The organism is Microbacterium sp. PAMC22086 (assembly GCF_019443525.1).
Lineage (GTDB): Bacteria > Actinomycetota > Actinomycetes > Actinomycetales > Microbacteriaceae > Microbacterium > Microbacterium maritypicum.
On sequence record NZ_CP080380.1, the window covers coordinates 1747693 to 1773916 of the forward strand.

Genomic DNA, 26224 nt, shown 5'->3' on the forward strand with positions numbered 1-26224 from the left:
CATGCACACAGAAGCGCCCCCGCGTCCTGACGATGCGGGGGCGCTTTTGTGTGGTGTCTCAGCCCGTGTACGTCTCGACGTTCACGATCTCCACGCTGATCTCGCGGCCGTTCGGCGCCTCGTACGACGACTTCTCGCCGACCTTGAGGCCGAGGATGGCCTGGCCGAGCGGGCTGGCTTCGCTGTACACATCGAGGTCGCTGCCTGCGGCGATCTCGCGGCTGCCGAGCAGGAACACCTCCTCGCCTCCGGCGACGAGGGCGGTGACCACGGTGCCGGGCTCGACGATTCCGCGGCTGGCCGGAGCTTCGCCCACCTTGGCGGTCTTCAGCAGAGCCTCCAGCGTGCGGATGCGCGCTTCCTGCTTGCCCTGCTCGTCCTTCGCGGCGTGGTATCCGCCGTTCTCCTTGAGGTCGCCCTCTTCGCGGGCCGCCTCGATGCGCTTGGCGATCTCGTCGCGGCCGAAGGTGGACAGGTGCTCCAGCTCGGCGACGAGCCGGTCATACGCTTCCTGCGTGAGGAAGGGAACCTGAGCATCGGTGGACATGACGAAGCTCCTTCTTTCGGGATCCCTCCGGCATGCTGCGGGGGATATGCCAAGACGCCCCGGCACGGTGCCGGGGCGTCGTCTTGTCTGGCACGAGTCTAGGCGACCCAGCAGGTGTTCACCAAACCTGTGGTGGCCTCCGACACCGTGGGGATCGTGACGGAGCGCGCCTGCGAGTGGCTGTCTCCGGCCTCGATCTCGACGATCTTCCAGCCGACGACACCGAACTCCTCGTCGAGCGCCTCGACGGCGCACACCACGTCTTTGCCCTGCACTCCGGTGACCTGGAAGGTGATGTTCACCGAGTGCTCGTCGACGAGCTCGAAGCCCAGATCGTCCGCGTCGACGGAGGCCATCGACTGCGCCACGGTCATCCAGCTGAAGGCGCCGACGATCAGCAGTGCGATCGCACCGCCGATGATCCACGGCGCGCGGCGTCGTCGGGTTCGGCCATAGCGTTCATCGAGCTCTTGTGCGGTCGTCACGGGTGGGTCTTCCGGTCGTTAGGCTGGTGTTACCAGGTTATGCGACCTGCGTACGAAAGGCCGATTCATGTTCTCTCTGTCCGAGACCCCGATGCCGACGCCGAGCATGACCGTCGACCCGGTGTCGGTCACCCCGGGGTTCGTCGGCTTCGCCGCGATCGTCGTGGTCGTGATCGCGGTGATCCTGCTGATCTGGGACATGAACCGCCGCATCCGCCGTGTCCGGTACCGCGAAGAGGTGCGCGACGAGCTCGACGCCGAGGAAGCGGCGCGGGCCGAGGGCGATGCCGCCGCGGCTCCCGGAAAGGGTGCGCCGACCTCGGACGGCACCGCTGCCTCTGACACCGACGGCGATACGCCCGCGCGCTGACCTCGCGTCACGGTGCGCCCAGCGAGGGCGACAGCGGCGACAGCGCGATGAGCAGGCATGCGGTCCAGTGGCAGAGGAACGCGAGCACCGTGCACACGTGGAAGATCTCGTGGAACCCGAAGTGCCCGGGCCACGGGTTCGGCTTCTTGAGCGCGTAGACGACCGCGCCCCCCGTGTACAGGAGCCCGCCGACGATCACCAGCACCATCATCGCGAAGTTCGCGTTCATGAGGTCGGCGAGGTACATCACGGCTGCCCAGCCGAGCAGCAGGTAGAGGGCGACATAGAGCCAGCGCGGGGCGTGGATCCAGAACACCCGGAAGAGGATGCCGACCAGCGTGCCTCCCCACACCAGGCTGAGCAGCAGCACGCCCTTCTCCGGAGGCAGCGCCAGCACCGCCAGCGGTGTGTAGGTACCGGCGATAAGCAGCAGGATGTTGGCGTGGTCGATGCGCTTGAGCAGCACCTTCACCTTCGGCCGCCAGTCGATGCGGTGGTAGAGCGCCGAGTTGCCGAACAGCAGCAGTGACGTGAGCATGAACACGGCGGAGGCCCACTTGGCCGCGGCGCCTTGGGAGACGATGATCAGCACCACACCGGCGACCAGCGCCACCGGGAACGTGCCGGCATGGATCCATCCTCGCCAGGTCGGCTTGGTCTCGACGGCGGCATCGACGGCCGCGGCTTCGAGCAGAGGCAGCTGAGGGACGTCGGGACCGGAGGGCTCGGGAGTACTCACACGCTCACTCTAAGCCGACCCGCATACCGTGCAGGGCACATATATCCCAGCTTCCGCACACGATGCCGCAGGCCCCGGCACGGTAGCGTAGGGAGGTGATGTCACGCGAGAGCCCGGGGCGAGGGCCGCTGTATCGGCTCTACACCAACAGGTTGCGCCGCCACCTCGATCCGGCCACGGTGCCGCATCATGTCGCGATGATGATCGACGGCAATCGCCGGTGGGCGCGTCAGCTCGGATTGGACACGCCTGCGGAGGGACACCGTGCAGGCGCTGCGAAGATGCGCGAGTTCCTCGGCTGGTGCGACGAGCTCGGCGTGCGCGTGGTGTCGCTCTATCTGCTCTCCAGCGACAACCTGAGAAAGCGCGACTCCGCGGAGCTCGCCGACCTCATCGAGATCATCGCCGAGCTCGCCGAGGCGCTGTCGCAGGAGGGGAACTGGCGAGTGAAGCACGTCGGACGCTCCGACATCCTCCCCGCAGAACTCGCACGGGTGCTCTCCGACGCGGAGAACCGCACCAAGGATCACACCGGACTGCACGTGAATCTCGCCGTCGGTTACGGCGGGCGCAATGAGATCGTCGACGCGGTGCGGAGCATCATCGCGAAGCATGAGGCCTCCGGTGGCACGCTGGAGGACCTCGCCGCCCACCTCACGCCCGAGATGATCGGCGAGCACCTCTACACGGGTGGGCAGCCCGATCCCGATCTCGTGATCCGCACGAGCGGGGAGCAGCGGCTCAGCGACTTCCTCCTGTGGCAGAGCGCACACAGCGAGTTCTACTTCGTCGAGGCGTTGGGCCCCGACCTGCGTCAGGTGGACTTTCTTCGCGCGATCCGCGACTACGCCGACCGCGACAGGCGCTTCGGTCGCTGACCCGGCGACGGGCCCGCGCAGACCCATGCCACAATGACGAAGTGAGCACTTTCCAGGACTATGTCGACACCTTCGACAACGAGTCCGGCTACCTGAACTGGGCGGCGTTCGGCCCGCTGTCGCCCTCCGTACGCGAAGAGGTGTTCGCCGACGCCGACCTGCTCGGCAGCGGACGACCGTCCTCCCTCTCCCTGGTCGCCGAGCGCATCGGTCAGGCCCAGGAACTCGTCGCCGAGCTGCTGGGCGGCGAAGCCGACGACGTCACCCTGCAGCCGTCTTCGACCCACGGGCTCATGCACGCGCTGTTCGGCCTGTCCGGCGCTGTGATCGCGAGCACCGCCGAGTTCCCCAGCGTGAGCCTGACCCTGGAGCGCGCATCGACGGCATCGGACCGTGCGATCATCCCGCGGTGGATCACCCCGGAGGACGGACGCGTGACCGCTGATGCCGTCAGGGAGGCACTGGATGACGAGGTGGTCGCCCTCGCCGTGAGTCACGTCGACTTCCGCACCGGGTATCGCACCGACCTGGCGGCGCTTCGCGAGGCGATCGGTCCCGATCGCCTGCTCATCCTCGACGCCGTCCAATCGTTCGGCGTGATCGACGTCGACTACTCCGCGGCGGATGTGGTGGTCGGACACGGCTACAAGTGGCTGCGCGCCGGCCGGGGCAGCGCCTTCGCGTGGTTCTCCCCCCGCGCCAGAGATCGCATCTCGCCCGTGCTCTCCGGTATCACCGGCACGACGGCCACCGGTCTGTTCGTCGACGAACTCCCGGCGCCAGCGCCCTCGGCTCGGGCCTTCACCGTGAGTCAGCCGGACACGCTCGCCGCGGGACGACTCGCGATCGGTGTGCGCGATGTGCGCGATGCCGGTGTCGCCGCCATCGAGGAGCGCCTCGCGGAACACGTCGACACCGTGATCGAGATCGCCGACCGCCATGGGATCGAGGTGCGCTCCCCGCGTGATCGCGTCGAGCGTGCCGGCATCGTGGCACTCGCCCCGGAGGAGCCCGCACGCCTCGCCGCGGCACTCGCCAACGCCGGTCTCGTCGTGACCGCACGTGGATCCTCGGTGCGGATCGCGCCCCACGCAGGCACGGATGCGGCGACGTTCGCGCTTCTCGATGAGGCCCTGCACGCGTTCGGCAACGAGACGTTCACCAGCGCTTAACGAATCGCTGGCGTGTCGAGTCCGCGTTAATCGCCCACGCGGTCGTACGTTCTAGGCATCGGGCAAGGCGCCCGTTCGAGTCGGCCTCAGGTTGACGACTCGTGACCCCCTGGTCGACTCGTTCGAATAGCCGGGATTACCCGGGTCGGGAGTGGGTCGTGACCACACGTACAGCGCAGCAGGCCACAAGCACCGCGCAGCAGTCCACCCGTAAGACCACGAGGCGAGCATCGTCCGCCGATCCGGATCAGGATCTGCGCACCTATGTCCTCGACACCTCGGTCCTGCTGAGCGATCCGCAGGCGTTCTTCCGGTTCGCCGAGCACTCGGTCGTCCTCCCCGTCGTCGTGATCACCGAGCTCGAGGGCAAACGGCACGATCCGGAGATCGGCTACTTCGCGCGGCAGGCCCTTCGACACCTCGATGACCTGCGCATCGAGCACGGACGCCTGGATTTCCCGGTCGAGGTCGGTGAGGGCGGCACTCTCCGGGTCGAACTCGCGAACACCGACTCCTCGGTGCTCCCGGCCGGTATCCGCCTCAGCGACAACGACACCCGCATCCTCTCGGTCGCGATGCATCTCGCGCAGGACGGTCAGGACGTCACGATCGTCTCGAAGGACCTGCCGATGCGTGTGAAGGCTGCATCCCTGGGCCTGCGCGCCGAGGAGTACCTCGCCGAGCAGGCGGTGGACTCCGGGTGGACCGGGATCTCGACGCTCGACCTCTCCGGCGACGACATCAGCGACCTCTACGAGAGCGAGGTCGGCATCAGCGAGCAGGCTCGCGGCCTTCCGGTGAACACCGGACTGATCATCCACTCCGAGCGCGGCTCTGCGCTCGGTCGGGTGAGCGGAGACGGCGAGTACCGACTGGTGCGCGGAGACCGCGACATCTTCGGGATGCACGGCCGTTCGGCGGAGCAGCGCATCGCGATCGACCTGTTGCTCGATCAGGAGGTAGGCATCGTCTCCCTCGGCGGACGCGCCGGCACCGGCAAGTCGGCGCTCGCGCTCTGCGCAGGACTCGAGGCGGTTCTGGAGCGGCAGCAGCAGAAGAAGATCATCGTGTTCCGACCGTTGTTCGCGGTCGGCGGGCAGGAGCTCGGCTACCTCCCCGGTGACCAGGGCGAGAAGATGGGCCCGTGGGGGCAGGCGGTGTTCGACGCGCTCGGCTCGGTCGTCTCGGGCAACGTGGTCGAGGAGGTGATCGAGCGTGGATTGCTCGAAGTGCTCCCGCTGACCCACATCCGTGGGCGCTCCCTGCACGACGCGTTCGTGATCGTCGACGAGGCCCAGTCTCTCGAGCGCAATGTGCTGCTGACGGTGCTGAGCCGCATGGGACAGAACTCGCGCGTGATCCTCACGCACGACGTCGGCCAACGCGACAACCTCCGCGTCGGCCGACACGACGGGATCGCCAGCGTGATCGAGACGCTGAAGGGACACGAGCTCTTCGGCCACGTGACCCTGACCCGCTCCGAGCGCTCGGCGATCGCAGCGCTCGTCACCGAGCTCCTGGAGGGTGGAGAGCTCAGCTGACGGCGCGAGACAGCGGGTGCCGCGAGGAACAGGTTCTCGCGGCATCCGCTGTCACATGTGCGGGGTGACTGTGCACAGCGGCCGGGCACTCGGCCGGGCTCCGCTCGGATGCATGAGCCATGGCCGCTTGCAGGATCGTGCGTCCTCCCCGGCTCAGACATTCGTCGGTTCCTCATGCATCCGGACAGGGGGAGAAGGAGTATCGACCTGCACATCTGCGTGCTTCCAAGACCTGTCCACCAGTTGCGTCGGCGCGGCGGCGTCGCGGGGAGGTGCGCAGCCAGGATCGAGGGATGATCGACGTCGAATTCATCCTCGGACACCTCGGCGGGGTCGCGCGCGGAACGCGACTTCAGGCATTCGGCTGTTCGCGCTCGCGACTGGGGGCCGAGTGCACGGCAGGACGGCTCGTGCGGGTGCGGCCAGGCGTCTTCGCCTCAACGGGAGCGGCGTCGGAGGTGGTCGCCGCAGCGGCACACGGAGGCGCACTCACGTGTGGGAGCGCGTTGAGGCTCCGTGGAGTATGGACCCTCGAGGTCTCGAATGAGGTGCATGTCTGGATGGGGCTGGGTGGGCGACGGCATCACCCGAAGCCGTGCGCGTGCGTCGCTCACTTCACTCCCGGGCGTATGGACGTCGGGATCGCCCCGATCGAGGTCGCACTGGTGCATGCGTTCGGCTGCTACGGAGAGGAGTTCTTCTTCGCCGCGTTCGAGTCTGCGTGGAACAAGCGGATGCTGACGGCGGTGGCCCGCGCGAACGTCCGCGCGGCCCTTCCCTCGACAGCGCGCTGGCTCATCGATCTCGCACGCCCTGATGCGGAGAGCGGCCTAGAATCGGTGGTTCGGCTGAGGCTCCACCTGATCGGGGTCGCCGTGCGTACGCAGGTGATCATCGACGGTGTCGGACGCGTCGACTTCGTCATCGAGGGTCGAGTCATCCTGGAGGCAGACGGTCGGGAGAACCATGACGGACCGGCGAATCGCCACCGGGATCTCATGCGCGACGCCGTGGCCTCACGTCTCGGATTCGAGACGCTGCGTTTCGACTACGCGATGATCCTGCACTCCTGGGATGTGGTCGTGGCAGCGATCGCAGCGGCTCTCGGGCGGGCACGCGCCTGACCGTGACACCTGCATGAGTTCTTGCCGGATGCATGACTGCTCACCGTCATGCGCTCCGGCATCCGTGGCCAGGTCATGCATGTGAGCGGTGCCCAAGAACAGCGGATGCCGCGAGGAACGAGTCCTCGCGGCATCCGCTGTTTCGTGGGGGAACTCAGCCCGGGTGCGTCATCGACAGCAGGTCGAGCTTCTCGTCGAGCTGCTCGAGGGTGAGGTCGCCGCGCTCGACGTAGCCGAGGTCGATCACGGCGTCGCGCACCGTGATGCCCTTGGCGACCGAGTGCTTGGCGATCTTCGCCGCAGCCTCGTAGCCGATGAGCTTGTTCAGCGGCGTCACGATCGACGGGCTCATTCCCGCGAATGCGGCGGCGCGCTCGACGTTGGCCTGAAGGCCGTCGATCGTCTTGTCAGCGAGCACGCGCGAGGCGTTCGAGAGCAGACGGATCGACTCGAGCACGGCCGTGCCCATGACCGGGATGGCGACGTTCAGCTCGAAGGAGCCGGATGCGCCGGCCCAGGCGACCGTCGCGTCGTTGCCGATCACGCGTGCGCACACCATCAGCACGGCCTCGGGAACGACCGGGTTGACCTTGCCCGGCATGATCGAGGAACCAGGCTGCAGGTCGGGGATGTGCAGCTCGCCGAGACCCGTGTTGGGGCCGGAGCCCATCCAGCGCAGGTCGTTGTTGATCTTGGTCAGCGAGACCGCGATCGTGCGCAGCGCGCCGGAGGCCTCGACCAGTCCGTCACGGTTGGCCTGCGCCTCGAAGTGATCCTTGGCCTCGGTGATGGGCAGCTCGGTCTCTGCCGCGAGCAGCGCGATGACCTTCTGCGGGAAGCCGAGCGGGGTGTTGATGCCGGTGCCGACCGCGGTGCCGCCCAGCGGGACCTCGGCGACGCGGGGGAGGGCCGACTGCACGCGCTCGATGCCCAGGCGGATCTGACGGGCGTAGCCGCCGAACTCCTGGCCCAGGGTCACCGGGGTGGCATCCATCAGGTGGGTGCGGCCGGACTTGACGGCGTCCTTCCACAGCTCGGCCTTCGCCTCGAGGGCGACGGCGAGGTGGTCGAGCGCGGGGATGAGCGTGTCGATGAGGGCCTGGGTGACCGCGATGTGCACGGAGGTCGGGAACACATCGTTCGACGACTGCGAGGCGTTCACGTGGTCGTTGGGGTGGACGGTCGCGCCGAGGATGCGCGTCGCGAGCGTCGCCAGCACCTCGTTCATGTTCATGTTCGACGAGGTACCGGAGCCGGTCTGGTAGGTGTCGACCGGGAACTCGCCGTCGTGGTCTCCGGAGGCGACCTGGTCGGCGGCCTGGGCGATCGCATCGGCGATGGCACCGTCGAGAGTGCCGAGCTCCTTGTTGGCCAGCGCCGCGGCCTTCTTGATGCGGGCCAGGGCAGCGATCTGGGTCGATTCCAGTCCCTTGCCCGAGATCGGGAAGTTCTCCACGGCGCGCTGGGTCTGCGCTCCGTAGAGTGCGTTCACGGGCACCCGCACCTCGCCCATGGTGTCGTGCTCGATGCGGTAGTCCTGCTCGGTCATTCCGAACCCTCCTTGGTTGCGGGGTCAGTTCCCTCGGTGGTGACGCCGTCGGCGTCGATTCCGACCGTGATCACGGGCACCGCGGTGCCCTCGGCCAGACGGTAGTTGGCGCCGACGATGCCCAGGCGACCCGCGGACACGGCATCGCTGATGATCTCGGACGACTGCAGCAGATCACTCACGGTGTTGCGCAGATGCTCGATGCCGACCAGTTCCGAGTCGATCTCGGCGACAGTGGTCCCGCCGCTCTCGGCCAGCACCTTCCGCGCGGCGGGAACGATGGGGGCGATCAGCTTCCAGATGTGCGGGGGCAGGGGAGCGGCGTCGATCGCGGTGCCGTCGATCGCCGCACGCACGGCGCCGCAGGAGTCATGGGCGAGCACGACGATCAGCGGCACCTCGAGCACCGCGACGGCATACTCCAGGCTCGCGACGATCGATTCGCCGATCACCTGTCCGGCGTTGCGCACCACGAACAGGTCGCCGAGGCCGAGGTCGAAGATGATCTCGGCGGCGAGGCGCGAGTCGGAGCAGCCGAACAGGGTGGCGACCGGATGCTGCGCTGCCGTCAGATCCTTGCGACGGGCGACGTCTTGATTCGGGTGCCGGGGCTCGTCCTGCACGAAACGGCGGTTGCCGTCCTGCATCTGCTTCCAGGCGGCTGTGGGGGTCAACGGGTGCGTCATGGGGCCTCCGAGATGATGCGGATCTGCGGAATGAGGGATTCGGCGAGTTCGGCGCTCGAATCGGCCGAGCGCGAGCCGTAGAGCAGGATGTAGTCGTCGCCGGCCTGCGTGCCGATGGCATACGTCACGTTCGCGTTCGATTCGGCGTTTCCGGGCTTGTAGACGTCCCAGTCGAGGCCGCCGATGCGCACGGTGTCGGTCGGGGCGATGCCGTTCAGACGCTGCGGAGCCCAGGAGGAATCGGCGTCGAACGCCTGGGCCACCTTGATGAAGCCGCGCTCCGTGTCGGACTTCGGGGCCAGGGTGACCTCCCACACCACGGTGGCGCCACCCTGCATCTCGGCGCCGTTCGCACGCCAGAAGTCGCCGAGCTCCGGGATCAGCACGGGGCGTTCCATCGACGACTCCACGCCCTCGGCGACGGCGGCGACATCCAGTGGCTTCTGCTCGACCGGAGTGCCGCGAGGGACGGCGAAGATGATGACCGCGACCACGGCGACCGTGACCAGGAGAGCGGCCACGAGGTTTCGCACCGTCTGGCTCGACCGGTAGGCCTTGCTGAACGCGGCCTTGCGGGCGGCGGTCTCTTCCGGAGTCTCGGGGCGGCCGAGCTCGGCGATGATCGGGGGCTGCTTGCTCACGAGTCTCCTACCGGCGTCTCGACATCGGATGCCGCGGCGCGAGCCGCGTCGAGGCGGCGCTTGGCGCCCAGCAGCCACTCTTCGCAACGGGCGGCGAGAGCCTCACCACGTTCCCAGAGGGCGAGCGAGTTCTCGAGGGTCGGGGATCCCTGTTCGAGTTCGGCGACGACCTTGACGAGCTCGTCTCGAGCCGCCTCGAACGACAGCGTGTCCACAGGGGTGTCGTTCAGGGCGCTCACTCCTCCATCTTACGTCGTGTGCCGCGGGTGTCCGGCTCAGGCGTCTTCCGCGATCTCGCCCTCCGAGCGGGCGGTCAGCGAGCCCCGGTCGAGGGTGATCGTGAGCGTGCTTCCGGCCGGGGCATCGGCGGCGTCGCGCAGGATCACGCCCCCATCGAGGTGGGCGATCGCGTAGCCGCGAGCCAGGGTCGCGGCGGGCGAGAGCGCGCGGAGCGAAGCCCGAAGCTCTCCGGTGCGGCGTCCGGCGTCGTCGAGCTGTCGGTTCACGGTGTCCCGGCCGCGTCCGAGCAGCAGCCAGATCTCCTGGGCGCGGGCGTCGATGATCGGAGCGGGCGAACGCAGCACCGGGCGGGAGCGGAGCTGCTCCAGTTGAGCGATGTCGTGTGTGAGGCGCTGCGTGAGCCTCGTGGTCGCGCGGGACCGCAGCTGCGCGATGAGCGCCCGCTGCTCACCGACATCGGGGACGACGCGCTTGGCGGCGTCGGTCGGCGTCGAAGCCCGCAGATCCGCCACATCGTCGAGCAGCGGATGGTCGTTCTCGTGCCCGATCGCGCTCACGACGGGTGTAGAGGCCGCGGCGACGGCGCGCACGAGCCTCTCATCGCTGAAACCGAGGAGCGTCTGCGGGTCTCCGCCACCGCGGGCGATGATGATCACGTCGACCTCGGGGTCGGCGTCGAGCCGGGCGAGGGCGGCGAGCGTGTCGGGAACGCAGCGGTCGCCCTGCACGGCGGCGTACTCGGTGCGGAAGCGCACCTGCGGCCAGCGCAGCTCGGCGTTGCGGTGCACATCCTTCTCGGCGTCCGAGCGCTCGCCCGTGATCAGACCGATCACATGCGGCAGGAAGGGTAGGCGCTTCTTGCGCGAAGAGTCGAACAGGCCTTCCTGTCGCAGCTGCGCGCGCAGCTTCTCGAGGCGCTCGAGCTGGTCGCCCAGCCCGACGTGCTTCATCGCGGAGACGGCGAAGCTGAAATCGCCGGCCTTGACGAAGTAATCGGCCTTGACCGCGGCGACCACATGATCGCCGATGCCGATGTCGGAGGGGACGCGCCCGCGCACACTCGACCACACCCGGATGGAGATCTGCGCATCGGAGCGCGTGTCCTTCAGCCGCGCGAACACGTTGCCGGCGCGCACATTCCAGGAGGTGATCTCTCCCTCGACCCAGACGGTGTTCCACCGCGCGATGAAGTCGCGGATGGTGGCGTTCAGCCGGGTGACCGAGGTGGGAGCGTCGGCCGTCGAGTCGCGGGGTGCGACGGAATCGGCCGGTGGCGTCTCGCCCTGGCCCGTGGTCGCTTCGAAGACTGTCATCCGCTCCCGTTCCCGCTCCCGAGTCTCCCCGGCCTCGCACAGCCGCGCGGCGGTAGAATTCAAGGGTGACTTCGACTGCCGTTCATCTCCCCGTGCCCCGCCTTCCAAGAGTTCGTGCGGCGGCCGGGCGGCTTCAGGATAACCCGGTGGCCGGACGCAAGCGGGTTCTGCTCGCCGCACCGCGCGGATACTGCGCGGGTGTGGACCGTGCCGTGGTGGCGGTGGAGAAGGCCCTCGAGCGCTACGGCGCCCCGGTCTACGTGCGCAAGCAGATCGTGCACAACATCCACGTGGTGACCGAGCTCGAGGAGAAGGGCGCCATCTTCGTCGAAGAGGTCGATGAGGTCCCTGAGGGGGCCCACGTCGTCTTCAGCGCTCACGGTGTCTCGCCGGCAGTCGTGAACGCGGCATCCGATCGAGGACTCCACGCGATCGATGCGACCTGCCCGCTCGTCACCAAGGTGCACCGCGAGGCCGTGCGCTTCGCACGCGACGATTTCGAGATCCTGCTCATCGGGCACGAGGGCCACGAAGAGGTCGAGGGAACGGCAGGGGAGGCCCCGGAGCACGTCACCGTCGTGAACTCTCCGGAGGAAGCCGACACCGTCGTGGTGAAGGACCCGAACAAGGTCGTCTGGCTCTCGCAGACCACCCTCTCGGTCGACGAGACGATGGAGACGGTCAACCGTCTGCGCGTGCGATTCCCCGAACTCCAGAATCCGCCGTCCGATGACATCTGCTACGCGACGCAGAACCGTCAGGTCGCGATCAAGAAGGTCGCCGCCGGAGCAGACCTGGTGATCGTCGTCGGCTCATCGAACTCGTCCAACAGCGTGCGCCTCGTCGAGGTCGCCCTCGAGTACGGGGCGAAGGCCGCCTACCGAGTGGACTACGCAGAAGAGATCCAGCAGGAGTGGCTCGACGGGGTCGAGACCGTCGGTGTGACCAGTGGGGCATCCGTGCCCGAGGTACTGGTGCGCGAGGTGCTCGATGCGATCGGCGACGCCGGCTACCGCGACATCGAAGAGGTGAAGACGGCAGAGGAAGACCTCATGTTCTCCCTGCCCAAGGAACTGCGTCAAGATGCTGCGGGTCAGCGTGACGCGCGGGCCCTCGGAGGTCGCGCGTCCGGAGGAGGCGCTTAGCAGTGAGCGCCGCGGAGGCGGAGCCCACCCTCATCGGGTCGGTGCAACGCGCGCTCTGCGGCTGGTCGACATCGTCGCCAACTCACCTCGGCCGCTTCCTCCCAAGATGCTCGCGGCCATCACCGGTCTGACCCCAGGTACCACCTACAACCTGGTGCGCACGCTCGTGCATGAGGGATACCTCTCCTCGGAACCGGACGGTGTCGTGCTGGGCGCCCGGTTTCCGTCGTTCCAGCAGCAGATCGGTTCGCGGGGAGTGTTCCTCGCCCGCGTGCGCGCAGCGCTGCGGGAGGTGACCGAAGACGTCGGAGCCACGGCGTATCTCTCCCGCTTCGATGACGGGGAGATGCACATGGTCGACATCGTCGACGCCGTCCGCAATCCCCGGATCGAGCTGTGGGTGGGGCTGCAGTCCAGCGCTCATGCGACTGCGCTGGGCAAGCAGATCCTCGCGGAGCTCCCGGAAGCCGATCGCCTTGACTACCTCTCGCAGCATCGTCTGCCCGAGCTCACACCGCACACCATCACCGATCGCAAGGCATTGCTGACGCAGCTGGAACGCTCTCCGGGGTGGACGATCGATCAGGAGGAGTACGCGATCGGCGCCACCTGCGTCGCCGTGCCGGTCATCGCCCCCGGGGTCATCGCCTCGCTGGCGATCTCGCTGCCGGTCGATGGTGCCGTGGTCGATCGCACCCTCGTCTCGACGCTCCAGCGCACTGCACGCCATCTCTCTCTGCAGCTCGGGGCTGACGTGCTGGACGAGGGCTCCTCCGGAGCCGAGTTCACTATCTGAAGGAAGGCCCCTGGCGCGTCGGCACGCGTTTTCCTACTATGGGAACAGTGGCGGCATACGTGAACGTCACCGATCGCCTCTAGCGTCCCCAGCGCTGGCGGTCAATCTGGATGAGGAGCGTCCCCACGCTCTACGTCCGCGGCCCCGAGAAGTCCCCACTTCTCCGGGGCCGCTATCGTTTGTGCCCCACCGGGTGCGGTCGCCCGCTGTGAACCGGCCCGAGGTTGTGCCGTTAGCATGGCGGGATGAGCGACCAGAGGCCCCAGTACGGCGAACTCGCGACCCCCGAGGAACAGCGACGAGCCGCCGGCCTGCCCCCGCTCGACGAGGTCGTGATCGCACCGCCCTCGGCGCCACTGCCGCCCGCGGTTCAGGCCGGGAACCCGGTGAACGAGTCTTCGACGAAGCGGTCGCATCCTGTCGATCGCTTCGCGACGATCGTGATGCTCGCCTACGGACTGATCAACGTCGTCATCACCGGTCTGTCGTACCTGGATCTGCCGAGCGTCATGAACCAGACCATGAAGGTCGTCGGCATCGAGGGGGAGTTCACGAACTTCGCGCAGGCGAAGACCTGGGGGATGATCGCCGCGATCGTCCTCGTCGTCGGATGGTCGATCACCGCCGCGCTCTCGATCCGACGCCTGCGTCGTGGCCGCCTCACCTGGTGGCTCCCGATCGTCGGAGCGATCGTCACCATGGGCGTGGTCTCCGTCTGCATCGCGGTGCCGATGATGAGTGACCCTGCCTTCGTCGCCCACCTCGAGCAGATGACGACTCCCTGACCTCAGCCGGTCGGCGTCGACGTACGCCGGCCCATCGGGGACGCAGAAGGGGCCCGGCAGGAATGCCGGGCCCCTTCTGCTGTCTCGCTCGCGGATCAGCTCTTGGACTGTCCGTACGAGCCGAGCTGACGGGTCGACTCGACCACGCGGGCGGCCATCGCCGACTCGGCGATCTTGCCCCAGGCGCGCGGGTCGTACTGCTTCTTGTTGCCGACCTCGCCATCCACCTTCAGCACGCCGTCGTAGTTCTTGAACATGTAGTCGGCGATCGCACGCGTGTAGGCGTACTGCGTGTCGGTGTCGATGTTCATCTTGATGACACCGTTGGCGACCGCGAGGGCGATCTCCTCATCGGTCGAGCCGGAGCCGCCGTGGAACACCAGGTCGAGAGGCTTGGCGCCGGTGTTGTACTTCGCCGCGACCTCTGCCTGGATCTCGCCGAGCAGCTCAGGGCGCAGCTTGACGCCACCGGGCTTGTACACACCGTGCACGTTGCCGAAGGTCAGGGCGGCGATGTAGCGGCCCTGCTCGCCGAGACCCAGCGCCTGAACCGCCTGGTCGACATCGGCGAACGTCGTGTAGAGGGCCTCGTTCGACCCCTCGTGCTGCACGCCGTCCTCTTCGCCGCCGACGACGCCGATCTCGACCTCGAGGATGGCGTTGATGTTCTTCATGCGGGGGAGCAGGTCCTTGGCGATCTCGATGTTCTCCGCGAGGGGAACGGCGGAGCCGTCCCACATGTGGGACTGGAAGATCGGGTTGCGGCCGGCCTTGACCTCTTCCTCGGAGGCGGCGATCAGCGGCTCGACGAAACCGGCCAGCGCGTCCTTCGGGCAGTGGTCGGTGTGCAGCGCGACGGTGATCGGGTAGTTCTTCGCGACCTCGGTGGCGAAGCGCGCGAACGCGAGCGCGCCCGCGGCACGAGCCTTCACCGTGTGGCCGGCGAAGTAGTCGGCGCCACCCGTGGTGACCTGGATGATGCCGTCGGAGCCGGCCTCGGTCAGCCCCTGGAGGACGGAGTTGATCGTCTGCGAGCTGGAGACGTTGAATGCGGGGTACGCGAAGCCGCCGGCCTTCGCGCGGTCGAGCATTTCGGCGTACTGATCCGGGGTGGCGACGGGCATGAGAACTCCTGCGATAGGGGAAGCCGGGACAGCTGCCACTCTATCGGGGCGCGCACGCTGATACCGCAGCCCAGATCTCCGCCGAGCACGATGGCTTCTGCCTGGCTGTTAAGAATTCGGATTCCTTCGTCGGATCCGGCTCGAAAGCCAGCGGATTTGGACACGAGGGTGGCTAGGCTGACCGCATGGTGAGTCTGACAGCGGATCTGAGCCCTCTTCGTCCCGACCGTAACCTCGCGATGGAGCTGGTGCGTGCGACGGAGGCTGCGGCTATCCGTGCGGTCCCCTTCATCGGTCGCGGAGCCAAGGAGGCGGCGGACGGCGCCGCCGTCGACGCGATGCGCGCGTTCCTCGGCACGGTCGACTTCCAGGGACGAGTGGTCATCGGCGAGGGCGAGAAGGACAACGCCCCGATGCTCTTCAACGGCGAGGTCGTCGGCACGGGCCGTGGACCGCTCTGCGACATCGCGGTCGATCCCATCGACGGCACCTCGCTCACCGCGGCCGGACGTCAGAACGCGCTCTCGGTGATCGCCGTCTCCGACCGTGGCACCATGCTCGACGCCTCGACCGTCTTCTACATGGACAAGCTCGTCACCGGCCCGGCAGGCGTCGGCGTCGTCGACATCCGTCTTCCCATCGGCGAGAACATCCGCAGGCTCGCCGGCGCGCTCGACAAGCCTGTCGACGAGATCGTCGTCTCGGTGCTGAACCGTCCGCGTCACGAGCAGCTCATCCAGGAGATCCGCGATGCGGGTGCCGGCACGCGTCTCATGAGCGACGGTGACGTCGCCGGTGGCATCAACGCCGCCCGTCACGATGCTCGCACCGACATGTGCGTCGGCGTCGGCGGCAGCCCTGAGGGCATCGTCACGGCGTGCGCGATCAAGGCTCTCGGCGGACACATCCAGGGACGCCTCTGGCCGCGCGATGACGATGAGCGCCAGCGCGGCATCGATGCCGGTCTCGATATGGACAAGGTCTACGAGGCCGATGATCTGGTGCAGGGCAACAACACGATCTTCGTCGCCACCGGCGTCACCGACGGCCAGCTCGTCGCCGGTGTCCGTCGTGAACGCGGCTACGTCTACACCGAGAGCGTCGTGCTCCGAGGAGCCTCCGGAACGCTTCGTCGCATCGCTTCGGAGCACCTCGTCTCGAAGTGGCTCTGATCCTTCGCTCGTCCTCTGACACGTGATCATCGCCGGCGATATCGGCGGCATCGTTATCGAGCCGGTACCGCCTCACAGCCGCTCGATCCACGGTTCCCCTGGGTGCCGTGTCACAATTGTCACTGGGTTTGTCGCCGTCGACGGAGCCGCCAGGCACCGCAGGCACAGGAGGGCGAACAGATGACAACGCAGCACACGAGCGGTTCGAAGGCAGCCCCGACGAAGATCATCACGACCAACACGGGGCGCATCCTCCGGGTGAGCGCAGATGCGGAATCCGTTCCGACGCCCCCGGTCACGACGCCACCGGCCGCGATGGTCGATCCGGCTCGTCGCGCCGACGTCCTCTTCCGCGTCCGCCGCGATGAAGGGCACGAGATCAGCTCCTGGTGGATGATCGGAGCGTTCCTGGCCACCAGCGGACTCGTCATCCTGCTGCTCAGCGGCGTTCCCGGCATCGCCTGATCCGTCGTCGCTGAACGCCCGCGGAGCTACCGCACCACTGGCTGATGCTCTGCCGAAGGTGTCACCCTTCGTCGAGCCGAAGCCGCACGTCGCCCACGTCGGCGCGGACGGCCTCGGGCTGGACGGCCTCTGCGGGATCGAGTGGGTCGATATGAGCAGACTCGCCGTCTGAGAGAGCTTCCTGCGCCGCGGTCGAGTCTGCAGCGAGCAGTTCCGGTGCGGTGAATCGCCGGCCCGTGCTCGCCGTCGTCGGGGCGGCTGTCGCGAGCGCTGACGCGTCGACCCCGGGGAACTGACGAGCGGTAACGAGCACACGGGTCTCGAGCGATCCGGCGAACCGGTTGTAACTGTCGACAGTGCGCTCCAGCGCTCGACGCAGATCGTCGGCGTGCCCGGCGAGCGTTCCCAGCCGGTCGTAGAGCTGCGTGCCGAGCGCGAGCAGGGTACGCGCCTCGGTCGAGACCTCCTGCTGCGTCCAGGTGAAGGCCACGGTCTTCAGCACAGCCCAGAGGTTGACGGGGGAGGCGAGCGCCACTCGGCGACTGAACGCATAGTCGAGGAGGGTTGGGTCTTCATCGATGGCTGCGGCCAGCAGTGATTCGCTCGGCAGGAAGCAGATCACGAACTCCGGGCTCGCATCGAGGCCCGCCCAGTAGGCCTTCTTCGCCAGCGCGTCGATGTGCGCGCGGACCGCCTTGACGTGCTTCTGCATGAGGGTGCGGCGCTGCGGCTCCTGCGCGTCGCCGCCGGGAAGAGCGGAGGCCTCAAGATAGGCGGCGAGAGGAACCTTGGCATCGACGGCGATCGAGCTGCCCCCGGCGAGGCGGATCACCATGTCGGGGCGCCCCTGACCATGGTCGGAGGAGATCGTCGCCTGCAGATCGAAGTCGATGTGCCGGGTGAGTCCCGCGGCTTCGACGACGCGGCGTAGCTGAGTCTCACCCCAGACGCCGCGCGTGGCAGTGGAACGCAGAGCCCCGGCGAGCGACTCGGTCGTCGCCCGCAGAGCTTCATCGGACTCCTGGGCCCGGCGCAGCTGCTCTTCGAGAGTGCCGAACTGCGCGTGCCGTTCCCGCTCGATGGCGGTGACCTTGGTCTGCATCTGCTGCAGACTCTCGCGAACCGGAGCGAGTGCTGTCAGCACGGCGTTCTGCTGCTGGACGCGCTGCGCCTCCGCCCGCTGCTCGTTGCGCGCATGCTCGACGGCATCGCGGTACAGATCGTACTGGCGGTCGCGATCGTCTCGTGCGGCCGCCAGCTCGGCCTGAGCGCGCGCGAGATCGGCGGCGCCACGTCCGGCTCGCAGGAACCAGCCCATAGCGACACCCGCCGCGAGGGCGACGAGGAGAAGAACGACAGCCAGAGCATCCATGTGTTCATGATGCGGCCGGCATCCGACATTCCACGGTCGCCGCGCACGGATCCCGCGTGACGAGTCAGACGCGACGAGGCAGGTCAGGCGACGGCGCGCTCCAGAGCGGGTGCGGCCGGAGCGACGGGCGCGGTGACACGCAGGCTCAGAGCATCGGCGAGGGCGAAGACATCGGCCGCACCTGCTCGTGCCGCCGCATCGATGACGATCCGCGCGCAGGCGCGGGCATCGGCGAGCGCATCATGGTGCGAGAACTCCTCGAACCCGGCTGCGGCCGCGGCGATCGGCAGGCGATACGAATCGAGCGTGTAGGTCTTGCGGGCGACCTGCAGGCTGCACAGCGAGCGGTAGGGCGGGCAGAGCTGCCCCGTCGCTTCGGAGGCGCGGCGCAGCACGTTGAGGTCGAAGCCGGCGTTGTGCGCGACGAGCACGTCGGCTCCGGCGAAAGCGCACAGGCGGTCGAACTGGTCGACCCAGGTCGCGGCCGAGAGCACGTCCTCGGGCTGGATGCCGTGGATGCGCACGTTCCATTCCTGGAACTCGTCGTGTCCCGGCGGCGGCTGGATCAGCCATCCGGTGGTGGCGACGACTTCTCCGCCGCGCACACGGACGAGTCCGACCGAGCACGCGGAGGCCGGGCTGGAGTTCGCGGTCTCGAAGTCGATCGCAGTGAAGTCCAGTGGCACATCCCCACTTTCCCCCGGGTGCTCGAAGTGGGGTCGCAGACTCGCCGTATGCTGGCGACATGGCTGAGGACATGGCGACGTCGTTCGGAGCGCAGGCCGGAGACTACGAGACCGGAAGGCCGGAGTACCCCTTCGAGGCGGTGGCCTGGATGCTCGAGCGGATGCCGGCGGATTCCCGCCGTGTCGCCGATGTCGGCGCGGGAACGGGCAAGCTCACCCGGGTGCTGACCCAGGCCCCTGACGCCGAGGTGGTCGCTGTCGACCCCGATCCCGAGATGCTCGCGGCGCTTCGCGGCGCCGTGCCGGGTGTGCCGACCTTCGTCGGGTCGGCGGAGCGGCTGCCTCTTCCGGATGCGAGTGTCGATGCCGTCGTGCTGGGCCAGGCCTGGCACTGGGTCGATCCCGTCGCGGGCTCGACCGAGATCGGTCGTGCAGTGCGCAGCGGGGGAGTGCTCGGCCTCATCTGGAACATCCGCGACGATCGCGTCGAGTGGGTGCGCAGGCTCACCGAGGTCATGCATGGCAGCCACGCCGAGATCATGCTCGCCGAGGGCGATCCGGTCGTCACCGCGCCGTTCGGACCGCTCGACCAGGAGCGCTGGGAATGGGTCCGACCCGTCACCCGCGATGTGCTGCATCGGATGGCGGCGTCGCGCAGCTACATCATCACCGCTCCCGACGAGGAGAAGACGCGCATCCGCGGGGAGCTCGACGCTCTCTTCGACGAGCTCGACCTGCACGGCGACGCGACCATCGACCTCCCGTACGTGACCAGGGTGTACCGCGCCGTCCGCGACTGACGCGCAGCCTTCCGCAGGATCGCGGGGCTCCGGCCAGGTAGACTCGTGCCCCGTGGCTCTCACTATCGGCATCGTCGGCCTGCCCAACGTCGGCAAGTCCACCCTCTTCAACGCACTCACCAAGAACGACGTGCTCGCGGCGAACTATCCGTTCGCGACGATCGAGCCCAACGTCGGCGTGGTGAACCTGCCCGACCCGCGCCTCGAGAAGCTCGCGGAGATCTTCGGCAGCGAGCGGATCCTCCCCGCGGCAGTGTCGTTCGTCGACATCGCCGGCATCGTGCGCGGTGCGAGCGAGGGTGAGGGCCTCGGCAACAAGTTCCTCGCGAACATCCGTGAGGCCGACGCCATCGCACAGGTCGTGCGCGGTTTCGCCGACGACGACGTCGTGCACGTCGACGGCACGGTCAACCCGGCCTCCGACATGGAGACGATCAACGCCGAGCTCATGCTCGCCGACCTCGAGACCGTCGACAAGGCGATCAGCCGGTACGAGAAGGAAGTGCGCGGCAAGAAGATCGAGCCCGTCGTGCTCGAGACCGCGAATGCGGCGAAGGATGCGCTGGAGCGCGGCGTGCTGCTGTCGGTCGCCGGTATCGACCTGACGCCGATCCGGGAACTGGGTCTGCTCACCGCGAAGCCCGTCATCTTCGTCTTCAACGTCGACGAGGCCGTGCTGACCGACGATGCGCGCAAGGCGGAGCTCGCAGCCCTCGTCGCCCCGGCGAAGGCCATCTTCCTCGACGCGAAGATCGAATCCGAGCTCATCGACCTCGACCCGGAGGATGCGGCGGAACTGCTCGCCTCGACCGGCCAGGACGAGTCCGGCCTCGACCAGCTCGCCCGCATCGGCTTCGACACCCTGGGCCTGCAGACGTATCTGACCGCCGGTCCGAAGGAAGCTCGCGCCTGGACGATCCCCAAGGGCTCGAAGGCGCCGCAGGCCGCCGGTGTCATCCACACCGACTTCGAGAAGGGCTTCATCAAGGCCGAGATCGTCTCGTTCGAGGATCTGGTCGAGACAGGTTCCGTCGTCGAGGCCCGTGCCAAGGGCAAGGCCCGCCTCGAGGGCAAGGACTACGTCATGCAGGACGGCGACGTCGTGGAGTTTCGTTTCAACGTATAGTCGCGTTCCGCTTCAACCTTGCCATCGCCTAGGCCGCATGCTGGGTGTCAACTCGGATGAGGGTCTTCGGTTTGGGGATCGAAGAGTTCATCGATCCTGCAGTCGAAGACCGCTGCCAGACGGAAGGCTAGCGGCAATGACGGGTCGAAGCGTCCACGCTCGATGGAGATGACGGTCTGGCGGGAGACTCCGAGCTCGTCGGCGAGGTGCTGTTGTGACCAGCCGCGGTCCAGTCGGCGTTCCTGAAGGGAATTCTTCATCATCAGCCACGCTTCTTCGCCATGAGATAGCGCACAACGGTGCTGAAGAAGGCGATCCCGATCACTCCAATGAGGGCCCACATGACATCGAGATCGAAGCCGGTAATGGCGAGAGCCGCGAGGGTGACTCCGGTCAACGTGATCGTGTCTCGGAGCGCGCCCGCCATCGCGGAGTCGAGCCACTTCGACTCGATCGACTCATCCGGGTTGTCGATTGCGCCCCGCAGAGTCGAGCGATCCACTACCAGTATCCAGATGAGGCCGATGAAACCCCACGACATCACGAGGGCGAATACGCCGGCGATGACCAGAGCCTGATCGCCCGGGGCGACTTTGGTCAAGAGCGTCAGTGCGCCGACTCCGATGGCCAGGATCAATCCCGCAGGGATCGCAACCGCCATCGCGGGGACATGCCCTCCGGCGAAGTTGACACGGCCCCAACGTGTGCGGCTGTCGTTGTGTGACTCGGTGTTCATGAACTCTCCTGTGTGAAGCTTGTTTGACATGTGAAGCTTGTTTGACATGTGAAGCTAGCTTCACATGTATAGCTCGCTTTACGCAAGTTCGCCCTCTCGGGATTCCGGCCGGTTGCCTCCTCGCGCGTGAGGTTGGTATGTGCGGGAACTCGGTGGAGTTCCGGTTTAACGTATAGCGTTAATGACGGACTTCGTTATAGACTGGTCGCGTGATCAGATCGTTCGGCAACAAGGACACCGAACGGCTGTGGCGTCGTGAACGCGTGCGCTCGATCGATCCGAGGATCCACCGAGTCGCGTTGCGGAAATTGCGCCAGGTGGGCTCAGCGGAGGTGCTCGATGACCTCCGCATCCCACCAGGCAACAGGCTCGAAGCGCTGAGAGGCGATCGAGCCGGGCAGCACAGCATCAGAATCAACGACCAGTGGCGGATCTGCTTCGTGTGGACGGACGCCGGACCGGAGGAGGTGGAGATCGTTGACTACCACTGACAGGATCGAGCCGATCCACCCAGGTGAGGTCCTCATGGAGGACTTCATCGAGGGCTTCGGCATCACACAGAACAAGCTCGCCGTGTCGATCGGCGTCCCGCCCCGGCGGATCAACGAGATCGTGCACGGCAAGCGGGGGATCACCGCAGACACGGCGCTGCGGCTCGCGAGGTACTTCGGCACGTCGGCCGAGTTCTGGATCAACCTGCAGAGCCACTATGAGCTCGACCGCGCCGAGGACGCAGCAGGTGAGCAGATCGCGGCGATCGCGCCGCTACAGGTCGCGTGACCAGCTGCGTCGTGCAACGCCCCGGAGGCGTCTGCATCGCGGTCACCGACCTCGGCGGCGACGGCCCTGTCGTCGTGCTGCTGCACGGGCTTGCCGGGAGCTCACGGGAGTTGCTGCGCACGGCGCGAGCGTTGCAGGACCATCGGGTCCTGCTCGTGGACCAGCGAGGGCACGGTGCGAGCACGCGGCTTCCCGATGATGTATCCCGCGACGCCTTCGTCGGCGACGTCGTGGCGGCGATCGAGGAGCTCGCCCCAGGGAGTCGAGCGACGCTCGTCGGGCAGTCGATGGGAGCCCACACTGCTTTTCTCGCAGCAGCAGCGCGCCCAGACCTGGCCGACGGGCTCGTGATGCTCGAAGGTCATGTGTCGGGGAGTGACGATCCGCGCGAGGCTGCTGGTCTCGGCGCGTACTTCGCGTCCTGGCCGGTTCCGTTCCGGGACGAGGCCGCTGCCCGCGAGTTCCTCGGTGATGACGCGATCGTTGATGCCTGGGTAGCGGATCTCCAGTCGACGGATGATGGGCTCGTCCCGCGTTTCGACGCCGCGGTCATGCAACGCACGATCGAGGCTGTGCATGAACCGCGCTGGGACGAGTGGGAAGCTCTGCAGGTTCCAACGCTCGCGATTTTCACCAAGCACGGGATGTTCAGCGATGCCGACAAGGGCGAGCTGATCCGGCGCAGGCCCGAGACGGTCAGAGTCGATCTCTCTGGCGGCAGCCATGATGCGCACCTCGACGCCTTCGACGAGTGGATCGACGTGCTTCGCCGCTGGTTATCTCGCGATCAGGCCAGCGACTCGCGGACCAGTGTCCGCTGAGGTTGTTAGCTGCGGCGACGTGGTCGAGTTCCGGTTCTCGAACTAAACCTTGGGGGGGACTGCTGCACGGATAGGTGACATCTGATCTGGCTTGCCCGGGAGGGCGGCCTGGAAGGATGTTGCTGTGCCTAAGCCCTACCCGAGCGAGTTCCGTGACGACGTCGTGCGCGTCGCGAGGAACCGCGAGCCCGGAGTGACGATCGAGCAGATCGCGAAAGACTTCGGTGTCCATCCGATGACGTTGCAGAAGTGGCTGCGTCGAGCTGACATCGACGAGGGCGCCAAGCCCGGCCAATCCCGCACCGAGGCGGCCGAGATCCGCGACCTGAAGAAGCGGAACCGGCTGCTGGAGCAGGAGAACGAGGTCCTGCGGCGGGCGGCGGCGTATCTGTCGCAGGCGAACCTGCCGGGAAAAGGTGGTATCCGCTCGTGACAGAGCTCGCCGCATCGGGGATTCCCGTGACGGTGACGTGCCGGGTTTTGAAGCTCTCCCGTCAGCCCTACTACCGGTGGCTGGCGGACCCCATCAGGCCCAGCGAGGTGGTCGAGGCATATCGCGCGAACGCGCTCTTCGACGCGCATAAGGACGATCCCGAATTCGGGCTCATCCTGACTCTCTCGTTGCGACGCACGGCGAAGACCGAGACGCGCCGCCCGCTCATGTTCGGTCTGGCGATCAGCGGACACGGCCGGCGCATCACATTCGAGCGGATCCGTGCGGAGAAATGTCCGAAGTGCGGAGGTAGCGTTCGCTACTACGACAAGCCGACCCAGTGGATCAACCATCGTGAGGCTAACGGCCGGCGCTGGCGTGAGGTGACAGAACGGGTGCCTGCTCTCGAGTGTCGACGCAATCAGAAGCACTGGTTCGAGGTCGATCCCGCGGAGACCCTGGCGGGCTGACGCAGCCGACAGTCGCCTTTGCCCGATTCGACCGGCAACCTGATCTGCTGCCCGATCACCTCCCTGACCGCCCGCTCAAGATACGCTGGGACACGGCGGCTCCGGCCGCGGTCCGGTCGCTGGCGTCCGCCGTGGACGTTCCGCCTGAGTTCCTGACACCGACGGCACGAGGAGATTGACGCCGATGACCGACACCCAGATCTTCGAGCCCGACGGCCGCGCGATCCCCTTCGTCGACGAGGGCGACGGGCCGGTCAAGCTCGTCCTGATCCAGGAGCGCGATCTGGCTGCTGATGTTCTCGGCGTCGTCTCGCACTACCTCGCCGAAGAGGCGGGCTTCCACGTGCTGCGCATCGGCCATCGTGCCGAGGCCAAGCGCGAAGAGGTCTCGCTGGATGACCGTGTCGAGGATGCGCTCGCCGTGATCGAACACGTCGGGCTGGGCGACACGTGGGTCGGCGGCCATGGGTTCGGCGGCACTGTCGCGCGCGCCTTCGCTCTGGCGCACGCCGATCGCGTGAACGGTCTGGCTCTGCTCGCGGTCGAAGAGAGCGACATCCCGCTCGCGCCGGTGGTGCCCGTCCTGATCATCCAGGGCACCAAGGACATCGATGCTCCGTTCGCCAACGGAGAGCAGCTGCAGTCGACGGCACCGGAGCGCGCGAGCGTGAAGAGCATCGACGGCGCCGATCACCTGTTCCCGATGACGCACCCGATCGAGACCGCGGTCGTCATCGAGGAGTACCTCGACTGGGACTGAGTCCTTCGCCGTCCCGCTAGCGGCCCTGCCGCTTCTTGTACGGCTTCGGCTGCCCCTTCACGGCGGGCGTGCGGCCCTTGCCCTTCGAGGCTTTGGCCTTTCCTCCGGCAGGGGCGGGGGCGTTGCGCACCGGCTCCGGAGCGGCAGCGACTGCCGTCTTCGCCTCCACCAGCAGGAGCTCGCCGACGGGTGTCAGCCGCGTCGGGCCCTCGCGATGGACGATCGGATGGCCGACCTCGGCCTCGAGCTTGTCGATCGACGTGTAGAGCGAGGCCAGCGGAATGCCGAGTTTCTCCGCCGCACGAGGGAAATGCAGTTCCTCCGCGAGGACGACGAAGCGGCGGAGCAGAGAGATCTTCACGGTGGCCTTTCGACTGTTCGCACGGGTTTGCGAGCTCGTTCCAGGTTACGCGGTGCAGACAGACGGATGCCGCGACCGAGTCGGCCGCGGCATCCGGAATCCTTCGGTCAGGCGACCTGAGGTGTGACGGCGAACGAGACGGAGCCTTCGTCGTCCACGCCGGCATCGAGGATCTTGTCGTCGAGGGCGGCAGCGGCCGACTCATCGAGGAACAGCCGGGTGCCGGCGACCTCCACGACCTGATCCTGCGGCTCCGGGTCTGCGGCGACGAGCACGGCGAGGCGTGCACCGCCCTCCGGGCCCTGGGCCTCGGTCGAGTGGATGCGGAGCCCGGCATCCGGGGCGTCGGTCTGACGGCTGACGAGGGTCGTCACGATGGCGGAGGCGTTGTCGGTGAGGGTGAGCACGAGACTCTCCTTCCGGTCGGGGCATGTCACGGTCGCGACATGTCCGGGCTACGATGCCCCACCTCGGAGATGGTCTCAACCCCCTTGCGCGGATTCGGAGGAGGCTCTTACCCTGCTCGCAGCTGCTTGCGCAGAAACACCTGCGCGGTGCCGTCGCCGTCGGGCACGCGCTCGTGCTCCTCGTACCCGCACGCCTCGTAGAGGCGGATGTTCGCTTCGCTCAGGCTTCCGGTGAACAACTCGGCGACGTCAGCGCCCGACGCCTTCTCGGCGCTCTCGAGCAGCAGCCTTCCGATGCCCTCGCCCTGCATGTCGGGAGCGATCGCGATCCGGCCGATCAGGAGCACACCGTCCTTCTCGACGTACCGGATCGCGCCGACGAGTCGCCCGTCGATGCGCGCGGTCAGTCCGGACTCGGATCGGAGCTCCGCTTCCAGTTCGGGGAGCGTCTGCGTCAGGGGCGGCATGTCGACGCTTCCGTAGATCGCGGCTTCCGATACGAAAGCCGCGCGCTGCACGGTCAGCACCTCGCCAGCGTCGTCGTCGCTGATCGGGGAGATGACGATCTCCGGCTGCGTCGGGTCCTGGTCTTCATTCACTGCGTCTGCGTCACTCACCCGAGTCACATTCCGGGGTGCGTCCCCACGGTGTCAACCCCCTCGCCCCTGGCCACCGTCCGCACTAGTGTCACCCGCAGGAG

At 67.3% G+C, this 26224-nt stretch carries 34 protein-coding genes; 18 read left to right on the plus strand and 16 right to left on the minus strand.

The features are described from left to right. Positions 1 to 58 precede the first annotated feature (58 nt). Both greA and KY497_RS08780 read right to left on the minus strand, forming a co-directional pair. Positions 59 to 547, minus strand: coding sequence for a transcription elongation factor GreA (gene greA, locus KY497_RS08775; protein ID WP_017828713.1), 489 nt, complete (start codon positions 545 to 547; stop codon positions 59 to 61). Between the two features lie 98 nt (positions 548 to 645). Beyond that, positions 646 to 1032, minus strand: a complete 387-nt coding sequence (locus KY497_RS08780; protein ID WP_055864591.1) for a DUF4307 domain-containing protein — start codon at positions 1030 to 1032, stop codon at positions 646 to 648. 67 nt (positions 1033 to 1099) lie between these two features. Here KY497_RS08780 and KY497_RS08785 point away from each other — a divergent pair, with 67 nt between their 5' ends. Further along, a complete protein-coding gene (locus KY497_RS08785; RefSeq protein ID WP_017828711.1) occupies positions 1100 to 1402 on the plus strand; it encodes a hypothetical protein in 303 nt (100 codons plus the stop codon). Positions 1403 to 1409: 7 nt separating this feature from the next. Here KY497_RS08785 and KY497_RS08790 read toward each other — a convergent pair whose 3' ends face one another. Beyond that, the gene (locus KY497_RS08790) at positions 1410 to 2141 is read right to left on the minus strand and encodes a hemolysin III family protein (protein WP_055864588.1); all 732 of its coding nucleotides are present in this window, start codon (positions 2139 to 2141) and stop codon (positions 1410 to 1412) included. Positions 2142 to 2239: 98 nt separating this feature from the next. Between KY497_RS08790 and KY497_RS08795 the strand changes: the two genes are divergently transcribed. From KY497_RS08795 to KY497_RS16710, 4 genes are all read left to right on the plus strand, one after another. After that, positions 2240 to 3019: an isoprenyl transferase gene (locus tag KY497_RS08795; RefSeq protein WP_017828709.1), complete on the plus strand. Its 780-nt coding sequence runs from the start codon at positions 2240 to 2242 to the stop codon at positions 3017 to 3019. 41 nt (positions 3020 to 3060) lie between these two features. Next, positions 3061 to 4191 carry an aminotransferase class V-fold PLP-dependent enzyme gene (locus tag KY497_RS08800; RefSeq protein ID WP_055864585.1) on the plus strand — a complete coding sequence of 377 codons (1131 nt, stop codon included), beginning with the start codon at positions 3061 to 3063 and terminating at the stop codon, positions 4189 to 4191. A 158-nt stretch (positions 4192 to 4349) separates the two neighbouring features. Then, the gene (locus KY497_RS08805) at positions 4350 to 5732 is read left to right on the plus strand and encodes a PhoH family protein (protein ID WP_219868875.1); all 1383 of its coding nucleotides are present in this window, start codon (positions 4350 to 4352) and stop codon (positions 5730 to 5732) included. 629 nt (positions 5733 to 6361) lie between these two features. After that, a complete protein-coding gene (locus tag KY497_RS16710) occupies positions 6362 to 6856 on the plus strand; it encodes an endonuclease domain-containing protein (protein WP_055864575.1) in 495 nt (164 codons plus the stop codon). A 154-nt stretch (positions 6857 to 7010) separates the two neighbouring features. On the opposite strand, the gene KY497_RS08815 is transcribed toward KY497_RS16710, so the two are convergent. Genes KY497_RS08815 through xseA form a run of 5 tightly spaced genes read right to left on the minus strand, consistent with a single transcriptional unit; the run spans position 7011 to position 11285 of the window. After that, positions 7011 to 8405 (minus strand): aspartate ammonia-lyase, encoded by a 1395-nt coding sequence (locus KY497_RS08815; RefSeq protein ID WP_055864571.1) that lies wholly within the window; start codon positions 8403 to 8405, stop codon positions 7011 to 7013. Continuing rightward, positions 8402 to 9091, minus strand: coding sequence for a carbonic anhydrase (locus KY497_RS08820; protein ID WP_017828705.1), 690 nt, complete (start codon positions 9089 to 9091; stop codon positions 8402 to 8404). Before KY497_RS08820 ends, KY497_RS08815 begins: the two co-directional genes overlap by 4 nt. Continuing rightward, positions 9088 to 9732, minus strand: coding sequence for a DUF4245 family protein (locus KY497_RS08825; protein ID WP_218682459.1), 645 nt, complete (start codon positions 9730 to 9732; stop codon positions 9088 to 9090). Before KY497_RS08825 ends, KY497_RS08820 begins: the two co-directional genes overlap by 4 nt. Then, entirely contained in the window at positions 9729 to 9971 is a 243-nt protein-coding gene (locus KY497_RS08830) for an exodeoxyribonuclease VII small subunit (protein WP_174799562.1), read from the minus strand. The genes KY497_RS08825 and KY497_RS08830 overlap by 4 nt, the downstream gene beginning before the upstream one ends. Positions 9972 to 10007: 36 nt before the next feature. Then, complete coding sequence (gene xseA / locus KY497_RS08835) at positions 10008 to 11285, minus strand: exodeoxyribonuclease VII large subunit (protein WP_219868876.1); 1278 nt, start codon at positions 11283 to 11285, stop codon at positions 10008 to 10010. A 92-nt stretch (positions 11286 to 11377) separates the two neighbouring features. Between xseA and KY497_RS08840 the strand changes: the two genes are divergently transcribed. The 3 genes from KY497_RS08840 to KY497_RS08850 all read left to right on the plus strand — a co-directional run bounded on the left by KY497_RS08840 (position 11378) and on the right by KY497_RS08850 (position 14011). After that, entirely contained in the window at positions 11378 to 12430 is a 1053-nt protein-coding gene (locus tag KY497_RS08840) for a 4-hydroxy-3-methylbut-2-enyl diphosphate reductase (RefSeq protein ID WP_373695266.1), read from the plus strand. Further along, on the plus strand, positions 12369 to 13226 hold the full coding sequence (locus tag KY497_RS08845; RefSeq protein ID WP_258185622.1) for an IclR family transcriptional regulator: 858 nt from the start codon (positions 12369 to 12371) through the stop codon (positions 13224 to 13226). Before KY497_RS08840 ends, KY497_RS08845 begins: the two co-directional genes overlap by 62 nt. Before the next feature lie 245 nt (positions 13227 to 13471). Then, entirely contained in the window at positions 13472 to 14011 is a 540-nt protein-coding gene (locus KY497_RS08850; RefSeq protein WP_055864555.1) for a DUF6264 family protein, read from the plus strand. A 95-nt stretch (positions 14012 to 14106) separates the two neighbouring features. Here the strand turns inward: KY497_RS08850 and fbaA are convergent, their stop codons facing one another. Beyond that, the gene (gene fbaA, locus KY497_RS08855) at positions 14107 to 15135 is read right to left on the minus strand and encodes a class II fructose-bisphosphate aldolase (protein WP_055864552.1); all 1029 of its coding nucleotides are present in this window, start codon (positions 15133 to 15135) and stop codon (positions 14107 to 14109) included. Positions 15136 to 15320: 185 nt separating this feature from the next. Here fbaA and glpX point away from each other — a divergent pair, with 185 nt between their 5' ends. Continuing rightward, positions 15321 to 16307 carry a class II fructose-bisphosphatase gene (gene glpX / locus KY497_RS08860; protein ID WP_219868877.1) on the plus strand — a complete coding sequence of 329 codons (987 nt, stop codon included), beginning with the start codon at positions 15321 to 15323 and terminating at the stop codon, positions 16305 to 16307. A 180-nt stretch (positions 16308 to 16487) separates the two neighbouring features. Beyond that, positions 16488 to 16772: a hypothetical protein gene (locus tag KY497_RS08865; protein ID WP_017828696.1), complete on the plus strand. Its 285-nt coding sequence runs from the start codon at positions 16488 to 16490 to the stop codon at positions 16770 to 16772. A 61-nt stretch (positions 16773 to 16833) separates the two neighbouring features. On the opposite strand, the gene KY497_RS08870 is transcribed toward KY497_RS08865, so the two are convergent. Together KY497_RS08870 and KY497_RS08875 are read right to left on the minus strand one after the other, a co-directional pair. After that, positions 16834 to 18144 (minus strand): DNA recombination protein RmuC, encoded by a 1311-nt coding sequence (locus KY497_RS08870; RefSeq protein ID WP_219868878.1) that lies wholly within the window; start codon positions 18142 to 18144, stop codon positions 16834 to 16836. A gap of 83 nt (positions 18145 to 18227) precedes the next feature. Next, positions 18228 to 18830, minus strand: coding sequence for a 3'-5' exonuclease (locus KY497_RS08875; protein ID WP_219868879.1), 603 nt, complete (start codon positions 18828 to 18830; stop codon positions 18228 to 18230). 59 nt (positions 18831 to 18889) lie between these two features. Between KY497_RS08875 and KY497_RS08880 the strand changes: the two genes are divergently transcribed. After that, positions 18890 to 19630, plus strand: coding sequence for a class I SAM-dependent methyltransferase (locus tag KY497_RS08880; protein ID WP_219868880.1), 741 nt, complete (start codon positions 18890 to 18892; stop codon positions 19628 to 19630). Positions 19631 to 19682: 52 nt separating this feature from the next. Then, positions 19683 to 20756 carry a redox-regulated ATPase YchF gene (gene ychF / locus KY497_RS08885; protein WP_218682665.1) on the plus strand — a complete coding sequence of 358 codons (1074 nt, stop codon included), beginning with the start codon at positions 19683 to 19685 and terminating at the stop codon, positions 20754 to 20756. Between the two features lie 47 nt (positions 20757 to 20803). Here the strand turns inward: ychF and KY497_RS08890 are convergent, their stop codons facing one another. Continuing rightward, on the minus strand, positions 20804 to 21016 hold the full coding sequence (locus KY497_RS08890; RefSeq protein WP_218682952.1) for a helix-turn-helix transcriptional regulator: 213 nt from the start codon (positions 21014 to 21016) through the stop codon (positions 20804 to 20806). Between the two features lie 2 nt (positions 21017 to 21018). Continuing rightward, positions 21019 to 21492: a hypothetical protein gene (locus KY497_RS08895; protein WP_218682950.1), complete on the minus strand. Its 474-nt coding sequence runs from the start codon at positions 21490 to 21492 to the stop codon at positions 21019 to 21021. Between the two features lie 209 nt (positions 21493 to 21701). Between KY497_RS08895 and KY497_RS08900 the strand changes: the two genes are divergently transcribed. The 6 genes from KY497_RS08900 (at position 21702) to KY497_RS08925 (ending at position 24756) form a co-directional block, all read left to right on the plus strand. Beyond that, positions 21702 to 21983, plus strand: a complete 282-nt coding sequence (locus tag KY497_RS08900; protein ID WP_218682949.1) for a type II toxin-antitoxin system RelE/ParE family toxin — start codon at positions 21702 to 21704, stop codon at positions 21981 to 21983. Then, on the plus strand, positions 21970 to 22272 hold the full coding sequence (locus KY497_RS08905; RefSeq protein ID WP_044496365.1) for a HigA family addiction module antitoxin: 303 nt from the start codon (positions 21970 to 21972) through the stop codon (positions 22270 to 22272). The genes KY497_RS08900 and KY497_RS08905 overlap by 14 nt, the downstream gene beginning before the upstream one ends. Before the next feature lie 74 nt (positions 22273 to 22346). Beyond that, positions 22347 to 23093 (plus strand): alpha/beta fold hydrolase, encoded by a 747-nt coding sequence (locus KY497_RS08910; RefSeq protein WP_258185967.1) that lies wholly within the window; start codon positions 22347 to 22349, stop codon positions 23091 to 23093. Positions 23094 to 23217: 124 nt separating this feature from the next. Further along, positions 23218 to 23526 (plus strand): transposase, encoded by a 309-nt coding sequence (locus KY497_RS08915; RefSeq protein ID WP_219868882.1) that lies wholly within the window; start codon positions 23218 to 23220, stop codon positions 23524 to 23526. Further along, entirely contained in the window at positions 23523 to 23996 is a 474-nt protein-coding gene (locus tag KY497_RS08920; RefSeq protein WP_219868883.1) for a hypothetical protein, read from the plus strand. The genes KY497_RS08915 and KY497_RS08920 overlap by 4 nt, the downstream gene beginning before the upstream one ends. Positions 23997 to 24180: 184 nt before the next feature. Continuing rightward, positions 24181 to 24756: an alpha/beta fold hydrolase gene (locus tag KY497_RS08925; protein WP_219868884.1), complete on the plus strand. Its 576-nt coding sequence runs from the start codon at positions 24181 to 24183 to the stop codon at positions 24754 to 24756. 16 nt (positions 24757 to 24772) lie between these two features. Here KY497_RS08925 and KY497_RS08930 read toward each other — a convergent pair whose 3' ends face one another. The 3 genes from KY497_RS08930 to KY497_RS08940 all read right to left on the minus strand — a co-directional run bounded on the left by KY497_RS08930 (position 24773) and on the right by KY497_RS08940 (position 26141). Next, on the minus strand, positions 24773 to 25117 hold the full coding sequence (locus KY497_RS08930; RefSeq protein ID WP_017828685.1) for a LysR family transcriptional regulator: 345 nt from the start codon (positions 25115 to 25117) through the stop codon (positions 24773 to 24775). Positions 25118 to 25224: 107 nt separating this feature from the next. Then, positions 25225 to 25524 carry a hypothetical protein gene (locus KY497_RS08935; protein ID WP_017828684.1) on the minus strand — a complete coding sequence of 100 codons (300 nt, stop codon included), beginning with the start codon at positions 25522 to 25524 and terminating at the stop codon, positions 25225 to 25227. 107 nt (positions 25525 to 25631) lie between these two features. After that, positions 25632 to 26141 carry a GNAT family N-acetyltransferase gene (locus KY497_RS08940; protein ID WP_229778915.1) on the minus strand — a complete coding sequence of 170 codons (510 nt, stop codon included), beginning with the start codon at positions 26139 to 26141 and terminating at the stop codon, positions 25632 to 25634. Positions 26142 to 26224: the final 83 nt, after the last annotated feature.